The 12935-nt window shown below is 27.2% G+C and carries 12 protein-coding genes; 3 read left to right on the top strand and 9 right to left on the bottom strand.

Annotation, left to right across the window (positions count from 1 at the left end):
- Window positions 1-42: 42 nt before the first annotated feature.
- The 9 genes from AVBRAN12637_RS06065 to AVBRAN12637_RS06025 are packed head-to-tail and all read right to left on the bottom strand — an operon-like array spanning window position 43 to window position 8368.
- Window positions 43-1737: a proline--tRNA ligase gene (locus AVBRAN12637_RS06065; protein ID WP_336615504.1), complete on the bottom strand. Its 1695-nt coding sequence runs from the start codon at window positions 1735-1737 to the stop codon at window positions 43-45.
- Window positions 1734-2960, bottom strand: a complete 1227-nt coding sequence (gene hemA / locus AVBRAN12637_RS06060) for a glutamyl-tRNA reductase (RefSeq protein WP_336608741.1) — start codon at window positions 2958-2960, stop codon at window positions 1734-1736. The genes AVBRAN12637_RS06065 and hemA overlap by 4 nt, the downstream gene beginning before the upstream one ends.
- Window positions 2960-3847, bottom strand: a complete 888-nt coding sequence (locus AVBRAN12637_RS06055; protein ID WP_214150441.1) for a polyprenyl synthetase family protein — start codon at window positions 3845-3847, stop codon at window positions 2960-2962. Before AVBRAN12637_RS06055 ends, hemA begins: the two co-directional genes overlap by 1 nt.
- A 1-nt stretch (window position 3848) precedes the next feature.
- Complete coding sequence (locus AVBRAN12637_RS06050; protein WP_214117724.1) at window positions 3849-4292, bottom strand: hypothetical protein; 444 nt, start codon at window positions 4290-4292, stop codon at window positions 3849-3851.
- Entirely contained in the window at window positions 4265-4417 is a 153-nt protein-coding gene (locus tag AVBRAN12637_RS06045; RefSeq protein WP_214119933.1) for a hypothetical protein, read from the bottom strand. Before AVBRAN12637_RS06045 ends, AVBRAN12637_RS06050 begins: the two co-directional genes overlap by 28 nt.
- Window positions 4414-4908, bottom strand: a complete 495-nt coding sequence (locus AVBRAN12637_RS06040; RefSeq protein WP_214117726.1) for a thermonuclease family protein — start codon at window positions 4906-4908, stop codon at window positions 4414-4416. Before AVBRAN12637_RS06040 ends, AVBRAN12637_RS06045 begins: the two co-directional genes overlap by 4 nt.
- Complete coding sequence (locus tag AVBRAN12637_RS06035) at window positions 4908-5924, bottom strand: D-alanine--D-alanine ligase (protein WP_214117727.1); 1017 nt, start codon at window positions 5922-5924, stop codon at window positions 4908-4910. Before AVBRAN12637_RS06035 ends, AVBRAN12637_RS06040 begins: the two co-directional genes overlap by 1 nt.
- 9 nt (window positions 5925-5933) lie before the next feature.
- Window positions 5934-6488: a Holliday junction branch migration protein RuvA gene (ruvA, locus tag AVBRAN12637_RS06030; RefSeq protein ID WP_214117728.1), complete on the bottom strand. Its 555-nt coding sequence runs from the start codon at window positions 6486-6488 to the stop codon at window positions 5934-5936.
- Window positions 6485-8368: a flagellar assembly protein A gene (locus AVBRAN12637_RS06025; RefSeq protein ID WP_336615503.1), complete on the bottom strand. Its 1884-nt coding sequence runs from the start codon at window positions 8366-8368 to the stop codon at window positions 6485-6487. The genes ruvA and AVBRAN12637_RS06025 overlap by 4 nt, the downstream gene beginning before the upstream one ends.
- Before the next feature lie 62 nt (window positions 8369-8430).
- Here AVBRAN12637_RS06025 and murJ point away from each other — a divergent pair, with 62 nt between their 5' ends.
- The 3 genes from murJ to AVBRAN12637_RS06010 are packed head-to-tail and all read left to right on the top strand — an operon-like array spanning window position 8431 to window position 12927.
- Complete coding sequence (gene murJ, locus AVBRAN12637_RS06020) at window positions 8431-9843, top strand: murein biosynthesis integral membrane protein MurJ (protein WP_336615502.1); 1413 nt, start codon at window positions 8431-8433, stop codon at window positions 9841-9843.
- On the top strand, window positions 9830-11176 hold the full coding sequence (gene cysS, locus AVBRAN12637_RS06015; protein WP_214119931.1) for a cysteine--tRNA ligase: 1347 nt from the start codon (window positions 9830-9832) through the stop codon (window positions 11174-11176). The genes murJ and cysS overlap by 14 nt, the downstream gene beginning before the upstream one ends.
- Window positions 11173-12927 (top strand): ABC transporter ATP-binding protein, encoded by a 1755-nt coding sequence (locus tag AVBRAN12637_RS06010; protein WP_239803640.1) that lies wholly within the window; start codon window positions 11173-11175, stop codon window positions 12925-12927. Before cysS ends, AVBRAN12637_RS06010 begins: the two co-directional genes overlap by 4 nt.
- Window positions 12928-12935: the final 8 nt, after the last annotated feature.

Genomic DNA, 12935 nt, shown 5'->3' with positions numbered 1-12935 from the left:
AAATAATTTATAAATATTATTTATAGTTTTAAATGAATAAAATTATTTTAAAAGATTTGATAATTTATCTTTAACTTCGTTTGAGTTTAATTCTAGTTTTTCAAGTGTTTTACGAGCTCTAAATTCTACCAAATTATCATCAAGTTTTTTACCCACTACAATAGCATAAGGTGTGCCTATTAACTCATAATCACTCATTTTTACACCAAAACGCTCATTTCTATCATCTAATAAAGCCTTAATACCATTAGCCAAACAATACTCATATATATCATTTGCAAACTTAACTTGCTCTTCATTTTTAATATCTGATATTATGATTTGTAATGTAAATGCTGAAATATTTTTATCAAAAATAAGCCCATAATCATCATTATTGCATTCAGCAATTACTGCTAAAAGCCTACTAATTCCTATACCATAACAACCCATTATAAAAGGTTTTGCCTTGCCATTATTATCAAGATAAGTTGCATTCATAGCACTTGAATACTTATCGCCTAATTTAAATATATGCCCTACTTCAATGCCTTTTGTAATTTTTAAAGCTTTATTACACTTATGGCATTCATCGTTTTCTTTAACCAAGCTTAAATCATAAAAACGCTCTTGTAAAAAGCTAGTTACCTTAAATCCTACATAATGATAGTCTTTTTCGTTTGCTCCACAAATTAAATCGCTTTCATTTTCTAACTCGCTATCTATGAAAAATCTAACAGGACAATCCTTAAGCCCAATAAATCCTGGAACTAAATTAGCTTTTATTAATTCTTCTTCACTTGCATCTACTAAATCAAGTGCATTAGCTGCATTTAAAGCCTTAGTTTCATTTAGCTCATCACAACCTCTTATAAAATATACTATGATTTCTTCTTTATCTACATATATTGCTTTTTTTGCTACTGCTTTTATGAAATTATGCTCTTTGCATTTAAAGAATTTAGCTAAATCTTCTATGGTTTTTACATTTGGAGTGTGAAATTTTGCAAAATCAGCTTCTATTTCTTTAATAAATTTTCTTTTAGCTCTTTTTGCTGTTTCTATATTAGCACAATATCCACATTCACAAATAGCCAAATCATCTTCTCCACTAGGACTAATCACCATAAATTCTCTTGAACCACTTCCACCAATTGCTCCGCTATCTGCTTCTACAATCGCATAATTTAACCCTAATTCATCAAAAATTTTACAATACGCTTCTTGCATATTTAAAAACTCAGTTTCTAAAGACTCAAGCGAATCATGAAAACTATAAGCGTCTTTCATAATAAACTCACGAGCTCTAAAAAGTCCAAATCTAGGTCTTGCTTCATCACGGAATTTAGTTTGAATTTGAAATAAATTAATAGGCAATTGTTTATAGCTTGTAATTTTTCCACGCACAAGCGCAACTATTGCTTCTTCTGCTGTCGGACTTAGGATAAAATCATTTTCTTTTCTATCCTTAAACCTTAGCAATTCTTTACCAAATTTAGCACTTCTTCCACTCTCATCCCAATAATTTAACGGGCATACAAAACTAAGATTTAAATAGTTTGCTCCTGCATTTTTCATATGCTTAATTACAATATTTTTAATATTTTCTAATACTTCAAGCCCTAATGGTAAATAACTATAAAGTCCTGAGCCAAGTTGCTCTATATAAGCTGCTCTACTAAGTAAAATATGACTTTTTAAGATAGCATCTCTTGGTGCTTCTTTTGTCGTTGGTGCGTATAATTTTGAAAATCTCATTCGTTTTCCTTCACATTAAATAAATAATTTAAACTTTGCGTTTCTAAACCTTCATCATCAATATTTTTAAGTCTTATTGTAGGTTCATGCAAATAAGACTTCATAACTTGTTTTGCGAATTTCAATGCTTCTTCATTATCACTATTTTTTAAATAACCTTTCTTAATTGCTATTGCTAATTCTTGATTTATGATTTCATCTGCTCTAATTCTCATAGCTTTTATTATAGGAGTTACTTGAATTACATTTAAATCCTTATAAAACTCATTAACCATTTTTGCAACTACACTAAAAGCAATTTTTGCTTCTTCATCTTTAAATTGCATATTTTTCTTAACTATTTCATTTAGACTATCAACGCTAAAAACTTCTATCAATTCGCTATTTTCAAGCTCAATATCTCTTGGCACAGCAATATCAAAAAAATACCTTTTAAACTCAACCGGACTTATAATATCTTTAGTAATTATAGGTTCATTTGAACTAGTAGCACAAAATATAAGCTCATAAGAATTTAAAATAGAAACTAAATCTTCATAATCTAAACATATTAAATCTAGTTCATTTGCTAGTTTTAAAGCATTTGCTTTGGTTCTTGAAATTATCGCAATATTTCCTTTTGTATGATTTAGCAAGTGTTTTGCAGCTAATTCTATCATCAAACCACTTCCTATTAAAAGGATTTTTTTAGTTTTAATATCACAAATCTCTCTTGCTTTTGCTACTGCAACAGAGCTTACTGATACAGAGTTTTTTGAAATAGCGGTTTTATTTCTAACCATTGCAGCACATTTAAAAGAATAATTAATCGCTACTTCTAAATTAGGAGAATAATTAGCACTTTGCAAGGCTTGTTTTAATTGACCTGTGATTTGAGTTTCCCCTATTACAAGGCTATCAAGTGAACTTGAAACACTAAAAAGATGATGAATAAACCCACTGCCTTCGTAAATATCAGGAGAATTTTTGATAAGTTGCTCATCAATCTTACAAATTAAACATAAGCACTTTATTATGTATTCATAAACACCCACTTGGTTTTCAATATAACACATTATTTCTATTCTATTACAGGTGCTTAAAATCACGCATTCTTCTATGTAATCATTAGCTAAGATTAATTTATAAATTTCTTTTTTCTTAAATTCATCACTTAAAGCTAGTCTTTCTCTTACTTCAATACTTGTATTTTTATGAGTAAAACTAACGCTAAAATAATGCATCAAAACTCCCTAAAAATCATTTTTTTAACGATTTCTTTTAATTCATCGCTACTTGCGTATTTTAATGCAAGTTCTCCGTAATTTTTAGCTTCATTTATACTTGCATTTATTAAATCGTATTTTAAAAATTGCTCTTTTATCCACGATAATTCATCTTTGCTTAAAGTCTTACAAAAATAAGACCTTAGTCTTGCTTTATCATCGCCTTGCAATTTTTTATCTAGCATAATGTATGGAAGAGTAACTTTGCCTTCTTTATAATCATTTAGATTTGGCTTTCCTAAAGTAGCTTCATCTTGAGTAATATCTAAAATATCATCAACTATTTGAAAGGCAATTCCTAGATTTTTACCAAATTCTTTATAGTCATTAGCGTTAGGATAATTAGCTAAAAGTGCTGCTGCATATGCACTTGCTTCTATTAATGAAGCAGTTTTTTTATAAATCATTTCATAATATTTGCTCTCATCTTCATTAAAACTTTCTCCAAGCTCTACATCAAGCAATTCGCCACTACTAAGCAAGGCAACTGCACGACCAACACAGGCTGCTATTTCACTTTTAAAAGAGCATAAATTATAAAACGCAATTGAATATAAAATATCGCCTAGCATAATAGCAGTTTTATCGCCATAAATTGCATTAATACTTGGAGCATTTCTTCTAGTTAGTGCTTCATCTATTACATCATCGTGCATAAGTGATGCTAGATGAATACACTCAATTACTGCACATAATTTATAAGCTTCATCACTAACTCCAGCTATTTTTAAAATCAGTTTTGAGCGTAATCTTTTGCCGTGATTTACCTTGGCTAAATACTCATAAATACTAGGATGCTTTAACTCTTTTATAAATTCATTTATATAAAAATCTATCTTTTCCATACTACTTCCCTTTTAAATTCTTATTAAACTCAATATCTACTCTTCCATCGTTATCAATAACTAACACTTTTATTTTAGCTTTATTATCTTTAAAATCCTTAAATTCTAAAAAAAGTGTAACTTTATCAATGCTAGGATTTTTGTAATTAGGCAAAATTTGTTCTTTAACAAAATCAAGCCCCCTTCTAAGAGATAATACATATTGTTTTCTATAATTTTTATAATCCTTAAAATTAGTTAGCAAAATCAAATTCGTATTATCAAAATGCGTCCATCTAAAGGCATATTTTTGCCATTTTTCTTCACCCTTAGGACTTATAAAAAACCATTCTAATTCATCTTTTTTTAAAATATATTCTTTTTCATAAGCAAAATTAGGCACACCCGCAAATAAATTAATACTAAAAAAAATCAGTATTAAAAATCTATAATATTGTTTGGACATTCTTTATGATAAACCCCAGCTGCGTCATAATATTCATTACAATCTTCATAATAATGAAGTCTAATTCCATCTTTACTAGCACACGAGCTAAAAATAATAGCTATTAAAACAATCAATTTTTTCATGCTATCAACCATTGAAATAATTTTTTAAGCTCTTCGCTTTCACTTCTTCTATTTTTATGCTTTTTTCTCCATTCATAAGGATTTTGAGCGTTTTTATCTATCCATAAGCCTTTTAATTCTTGTCTTGCTTTTAACTCATCGCTTTTATACATATTTGTATAATAAGAATACGCCCAAGCACAACCTTGCTGAACTACATAGCGATTTATATCTACCTCATCTAAATATACAATTGCTATGGTTCTTTTATATTTATCTTTGCCTTTGATTTTCAAATCAACCTTTTTGCCAATTATTTTAGAAGACAAAACCCTAGTACAATAAGCACCAAAATTCTGACTTGTTTCAGGTGCGTCAATGCCATATAATCTAACTTTTGTTTTTTTCTTGCCTTTTCTTACTTGAATAGTATCTCCGTCCATTACTTTTGATACAAAATACTCTCCTGCAAATAGATTAATACTTAGCAAGAATATCAAAACAAATCTCATTATTTAGCTCTTACAATTTTATTTAAAAATGTGAAATTTTCTTTAATTTTAAAATCACTTTCAATAGATTTTGCTAATTTTTCTAAAGAAGATTTAAAATCATCAAATAAATAATTAGCATAAGAACCTGGATTTGGATTAATCTCATTTAGATAAATCTCATTATCTTTAATAAAAAAATCACATCTAATTAAAGCACCTTTAAACAACGGCAAATAAAGTCTAGTAAAAGCGTCTTTTAATTTATTTACTAACTCATCATTAAGTTTTACTTCTTCTATTTTTTCTTGTTTAAAGCTTAGATATTTTTGGTCAAAATCTAAATGACCATTTTTCTTAGGCTCTTCAATCTTTGAAAATACAATTTTTTCGCCATCAAAAAATCCTGCTAGATTTACTTCTTGAATATTTTCAATAAAAGGCTCTGCTAAAATCTTGTCATCAAATTCATACGAACTATCATACGCATAAGCAAAATCTTCTTTATTTTTTACTATATTTATACCTATACTACTTCCAAGCCTAGCTGGTTTTAAAATAACAGGTAGTTCAACCTCATCATTTTTGCTTTCTAATAATTTATAAGCAATTGTTTTAACCCCTACTTCATTTGCATAAAGTTTAGTTAAATGTTTATCAAAACTAAGCACACAAGCAGCAGTTCTAGGGCCTATGTATTTGATATTATAAAAATCAAACATAGAAGCTAATTTCCCATCTTCGCCATCTTTTCCATGAACTATATTAATAGCTATATCAAATTCTACTTTTTCTTCGCCTAAAAGTTTTTTAAGATAAAAGCCACCTTGTTTTAATACTAAAGGCTTAAGGTTTTTAAAACCACCTTTTGCAAAATAATTTGCATTCATATTATTTTTATCTATTAGATAAAACTCATTATCAAAACTAACATAAATAAAAATTACATCATCTAATAATTTTGCCACAGTTACAGCACTTACTATGCTTATTTCATGCTCGTAAGAATTCCCACCAAAAACCATTGCGTATTTCATTTATTTTCCTTAACTTAATTTTTTAAGAGCTAGTTTTATTACTTCGCTAACACTATTTGCATTAATATCTTTTAAAGCTTTAATCACAGCTTCTTGTTTAAAACCTAAAGCAAGTAAAGCTTCACTAGCTTCGTAATAATAATTATTCTCCGCACTTATTCCTAATTTGATTATTTTATCTTTTAATTCTAATATTAATCTACTTGCACTCTTAGCACCAATTCCTGGAGCTTTACATAAAGCTTTTGCGTTTTCATTAATAATAGCACTTTGCAAACTCGCTACATCCATTGATGATAGAAGTGCCATAGCACTTGTAGCACCTATGCCATTTACTTTTATTAAGGCTTCAAATAATATTTGCTCACTTTCATCTAAAAAGCCATATAATTTATTTGAATCTTCTTTAATAATTTGAGTAATTAATAAAGCTACTTTATCTCCTTTATTAATCCTAGCAGCACTTAATAAGCTAAGATTTATTCCATACCCTACTCCATAAGTTTTTAAGATTATAAACGCAGGAGTTTTTTTAATAACTTCACCTTCTAAATAAACTATCAATAATCTTCCTTTTCTTCCATAAATTCATCTTCGTAATTTTTAACTTCTGTTCTTTTTAGCTTTACTATTTTTGCACTTTCTTCATCACCTATCATAACTCTTTCTAATTTCAAACAATATAAATCTTCATACTCTTTAGTATTATAAGTTAGCTCAATATCAGGATAAAGTAATTTGAATTTAATTTCATTTAAATTAGCCCATCTTTTAGTATTTATAACCTTTGCTTCATAGACCTTATTTTGCAATCTTTTTAAATCATCTTCTAAATCTTTATGCTTATCTTTAAAATCTTTTAATTTAGTAATTAAATCATTATATTCAAGCACAACATTTTGATAATCTCTAATTTTTTGCAAAAATGCAGTAGGTGGAATAATATTACTTTGTTTCATCTCTGCTAATCTTTGTTTAATTTGCATAATACTATCTTTATTAGCGTCTATAATTGATTTTTTACTATCTATAATTTTTGGTAAAGATAATAGATTTTTATTTACTTCGGCTAATTGACCTAAAGTTTTTTCAAGACTTTTAACAATTATTGGAGATTTACTAGCACTTACTAAGAATTTGTTATTTTCTCCTAAACACTCTTTAACAACTGCAATATCACTAACTTCTATAGTTGTATTAGTTGTAAGTGTATCTATCATTACTTTATTTGCTATGATTTTACCGCCTAATGCGTGTTTTACTCTTACATTTTTTCCTACAATAACGCCATTTTCAAGCCTATTTACTTCTATATCTTCGCCTTCGCAATAACCCCTATGCACTTCTATATTGATTTTTTTCGCATAAATCTTACTTTTTGAATGAGTTTGTCCGCCTATATTTGCAATTTTTGCTTTTACTACTGAATTTTGAGCGATATTTCCTTTTACATTAAGTGTGCTTACTTCTATACTAAGATTTGCCCCTACTGCGTCTTTTAAATAATCTTGTTCATCAACATTTAAAGTAATATCTTTATTAATACCTGCATCAATTGAACCTGTTGTTTTAAATTCCACAGCTTGAACGCTAACACTATCCTTTATATCATACAATTTATCTCTATAAACAAAAGTTACATAGCCATTTATATTTGCATAATACTTTATACTCAAATCATCTTCAAGCATTCTAATATTTTCACTAACCTTAAAATCAGGCTCACTTATAATATTAGAATTAGTAGCATTAATAATATTTCCTTTTAAATCCTTACCATTAACGGCTTTTATTGGTTTAATAAATTCAATTATTAATTCATCTTTACTAATAGCATTTATAAAACCACGCTGAGAATAATCAATTTTAGCATTTTCATCTACTTTTTTATCTTTATAATAAAGCTTAGTTTCTGAATTAATAGCATTAATTGGCTCAATCCCCTTAGCTAAAACTATACTAGCTTCCATAATTTGCTTACTTTCAAATGCCTTTAGCATTTTTACAAGCTGCTCTTGAAAAGTAAATTCTCTAATGCCTAGTAATAAACCTGCTTTTATAAATTTTTTATTAATTAAATCTCTAATATTTTCTATTAGTTCTGCTAGTTCTGCTTTGTCTTCATAATTAATAGCATTAAAATTTGCTACTACCTTGGTAAGATTTTTATTTGTTCCTATCTTAAAATCAATTAATGGAACAATATTGTCTATTATTTCTATTTCATATATTTGTTTAATTTCTATATCATCATTAAAGAATTTATCATCGTTAAATACTTCTAATTCGTGTTCTAAAAGAGTTTGAGACATTCCATCTTTAGTGATTATTGTCTCATAATGAAGAACCTTAAAATCTAAATTATTTATATCTTTTCTATATCTATTTGCATAATTTGTTAATTCATCATAAGGTTTATCTGTTTTGATTATGTATTTTTCCAAATTGTAAAGCCTTTATTTTTTTTCGTTAATATACCTAAAAATAAATTAAAAAAGTAAAATGAATGAAACAAGAACTAATAAAAAAATATTTTTTCAATATTTTTGGTATTTTAATATCAAGAATAAGTGGCTTTTGTAGAGATTTTTTGCTAGCTAGATTTTTAGGGGCTAGTATTTATTCTGATATATTTTTTATAATGATAAAGCTTCCGAGTGTTTTTAGAACATTATTTACTGAAGGCACATTTAATCAAAGCTTTTTACCAAATCTAGCCAAAACTAATCGTAAAGGCGAATTTTGTGTAAAGATACTTATGATTTTTATAGCTATTCTTAGTTTAATAGCCTTAATTATTTTTATGTTTTCTAATATCTTTACTAATCTAATAGCCTATGGTTTTGATGATGAGATTAAAAAAATATCAGCACCTTTAATCGGGCTTAATATTTGGTATTTAGTGATTATTTTTTGTGCTTCGTTTTTTGCGTCTTTACTTAATTATAAAGGTAGATTTTTTATAACTAGCATAAGTGCTTCTATTTTTAATTTTGCCTGTGTAGCAGCTCTTTTAATATTTAAAGATTTAGAAAAATTACAATTACTTAAAATGATTACTTATTTTATTTTAATAAGTGCTTTTATTCAAGTAATTATTTTAATGATTGCTTTAAAAGATAATAAAATCTTTCATTCTATGATAATTTATGTAAAGAATTTAAATCATAAAAATAAAAAAACTTCTCTTAAAGGCTTTTTTAAAAATTTTAGCTCATCTTTAATTGGCTCATCAAGTTCGCAATTAAACTCATTGGTTGAAATTGCTCTAGCTAGCTCATTAGCTCACGCAAGTATTTCATATCTTAATTATTCAACTAGACTTTATCAACTCCCATTAGCCTTAATTGCTATAGCTTTTACTCAAGTATTTTTCCCAAGCTTAATTGCTTATATTAAACAAGGAAAAATTCAAAATGCTATTTTAAGTATTCAAAAAATATTTGAATTAATGTTACTTTTATTAATACTTGCTGCATTAACAGGCTATATTTTAAGCGAAGAGATAATTAAGCTCTTATTTGAGCGTGGAGCATTTACAAATGAAAACACACTTGAATGTGCTAAAGTCTTAAGGCTTTATATATTATGTATAGTTCCACTTGGAATTTCAAAATTATTTTTAGCTTGGATAAATGCAAATTATTTACACTCAATTGCTGCTAAGATTTCAATAATGTCTTGTTTTATAAGTATAATTGCAAGTTTATGTTTGATAAAAGATTTTGGTATTTTAGCCTTTTGTATAAGTGCTAATATTTCTGCTTGGTTTATACTACTTGCTTATCTTTTTGTGTTTTCTTATGCTAGATTTTTTAGTATTTTAAGACCTAGCGTTTGCTTAGGAATTATCTTTATTAGTGTAATATTTGCTTATGTTTTAATATATTTAAAAGGATTTTTAAATGCAATTTTTTAACTCACAAACTAGAAAAAAAGAAGAATTTACATATAAAAATGAATGTATAAATATATATGTTTGCGGTCCAACCGTTTATGATGACGCACATTTAGGCCATGCAAGGTCAAGCATAAGTTTTGATTTATTAAAAAGAGTAATTAAAGCAAATGGTTTTGAAGTAAAATTAGCGAAAAACTACACAGATATTGATGATAAATTAATCAAAAAAATGAATGAAAGTGGCAAAAGTCTAGCTGAAATTAGCGAAACTTATATTAAAAGTTATGAAGCTGATATGAAAGCTTTAAATGTTTTAGAGCCTGATATTAGCCCAAGAGCAACTGAATATATTAATCAAATGATTAGTTTTATTGAAAAATTGCTTGAATTAAAATATGCTTATAGATTAGATGATGGAATATATTTAAATACAAGTTTAGATAAACTTTATTTAAGTATTTCAAACAAACCTCAAGATGATACTATCTCAAGACTTGAAAATGAAGTAGATAAAAAGAATGCAAGTGATTTTGTATTATGGAAATTTGATGAGAATTATTATAAAGCAAGTTTTGGCACAGGTCGTCCTGGTTGGCATACTGAATGTGTTTGTATGATTTTAGATATTTTTCCTAAATTACACATTCATTGTGGTGGGGCTGATTTGTTGTTTCCACATCACGAAAACGAAGCTTGTCAATGTCGCTTAGCAACTAAAAACGAACTGGCTACTTTTTGGCTACATAATGGCTTTGTAAATATTAATAACGAAAAAATGAGTAAAAGTCTAAATAATAGCTTTTTTGTAAAAGACGCTTTAAAAGAATTTAGCGGAGAAACACTTAGATTTTATTTACTAAGCACTCATTATAGACAAGATTTTAATTACACAATTACTGATTTAAAAGCTTCTAAAAAACGCCTTGATAAAATATTTAGAGTGAAAAAAAAGCTTAATTTAAATGAACTAGATTTAAAAACAATAGCACCTAATAGTGAGCTAAAATCAAAATTAGTTGAAGCTTTAAGCGATGATTTAAATACTTCAAAAGCACTTGCAATTGTAGATGAATGGGTAAATTATGCAAATACTATAAAAGCTAATGATGAGCTTAAAAATGAGTTTTTAGCTATTGTTGAATTATTAGGAGTTGGAGTGATTAATCCTAATGAATATTTACAAAATTGTGATGAGAAATTCCGTATTCAAATTCTAAAATTAATTGATGAAAGAAATGAAGCTAAAAAAAATAAAGATTATGCAAAAGCCGATAGTATTAGAAACGAATTAAGTAATTTAGGCGTAAGCATTCAAGATAGCGCTAATGGTGTTGATTGGGAGATTTTATGAATTTAAAAGAAATAGAAAATCAAAATGTATCCCAATTAAAATTATCTTATGTATTAAAAAGGTTTAAGCACTATTTTAAAGATTATAAAATAAGATTTTTTCTAGCAATAATAGGTATGATTTTAGCTTCAGCTGGAACTGCTGGTAGTGCTAAGATTATTGAACCGATTTTAAATAAAATCTTTGTAGAAAAAGATGTAACATTATTATATATCTTACCTTTAGGTGTGTTTGCTTTATATTTTATAAAGAATTTAGGTCTTTATATGCAAACAATTAATATGGGTTTTATAGGTATAGAAATTACAAAAAGACTAAGACAAAAAATCCTAAAAAAAATCATAGTAATGGATATGAAATTCTTTCAAAAACACCCCAGTGGAGAGCTAATATCACGCTCATTAAATGATATTGGAAGTCTTCAAAATGTGCTTACTAATTTCATTCCTGATATTACAAGAGAAATAATTACAACCTTAGGCTTACTTTATGTAGTGATTTCTCAAAGCCCAAAATTAGCTTTTTTTGCATTTATTATCTTACCTGCTGCTATGCTTCCTATTAGATATTTCATAAAAAAATTAAAAAGCATAGGAATAGCAACACAACAAAATTATGCCGAGCTTACTTCAAGACTAAATGAGATTTTAGGCAATATTGAGCTAGTTAAATCATCAAATGCTGAAAAATTAGAACTAGAAAAATACAAAAATAGTAATGAAAATGTAGCAAAATTAATCTATCGTGGAACTAAAATAAATGCCTTTACAAGCCCTATTATGGAAACTTTTGGTGCTTTAGGCGTATCGGCAACTATAATAATAGGTGGAATGGAAGTTATAAATGGCTCTATGCAAATAGGCAATTTTTTCTCATTTTTAACGGCTTTATTTTTAATATATACTCCTGTTAAAAGAATTACAAGTCTTTATGCAAGTCTTCAAACAAACTTAGCAGCTAGCACAAGGACTTTTTATTTACTTGACCTTGAGCCAGAGATTAAAGGTGGAGATGAGAATTTAAATCAAGAAATTAAAAGCCTAAAATTACAAAATGCTAGTTTAAAATACGATGATAAACTAGCTTTAGATAATGTTAGTATAGAGTTTAAAAAAGGCGAAATCACCGCAATTATAGGAAGAAGTGGTAGTGGAAAAAGCTCTTTAGTAAATACTATTTTAAGATTTTATGAGCTAAATTCTGGAGAAATTAAAATAAATAATAACAATTATAAAAACTATTCACTAGATAGCTTAAGAGAAAAAATAGCAATAGTTACACAAAATATTTATTTATTTAGCGATACTATTGCAAATAATATTGCTTATGCAAATGAATTTGATGAAGAAAGAGTGATTAATGCTTTAAAACTTGCAAATGCTTATGATTTTATAAGTGCTATGCCTGATGGAATTTATACTAAACTAAGTGAAAAAGGTAATAATTTTAGCGGCGGTCAAAGACAACGCCTAGCACTTGCAAGAGCGTTTTATAAAAATCCTGAAATAATAATTTTTGATGAAGCAACAAGTGCTTTAGATAATGAAAGTCAGAATTTAATATCAAAAAGCTTAGTAAATATTAAGCAAGATAAGATAATTATTCTAATAGCACATAGATTAAATTCTATTGCAATTGCTGATAATATTTTGATTTTAGATAATTCTAAAATGGTGGGATTTGGAAACGATAAAAGCTTAGAAAATAATGAATTTTATAAAAAATTAAAAGAAAAATTTGAAGAATGTTAAAAGAGATA

The organism is Campylobacter sp. RM12637 (genome assembly GCF_020137645.1).
In the GTDB taxonomy this organism is placed as follows: domain Bacteria; phylum Campylobacterota; class Campylobacteria; order Campylobacterales; family Campylobacteraceae; genus Campylobacter_E.
Note: the sequence above shows the minus strand (reverse complement) of the source record. Positions and strands in the feature narration are given on the sequence as shown.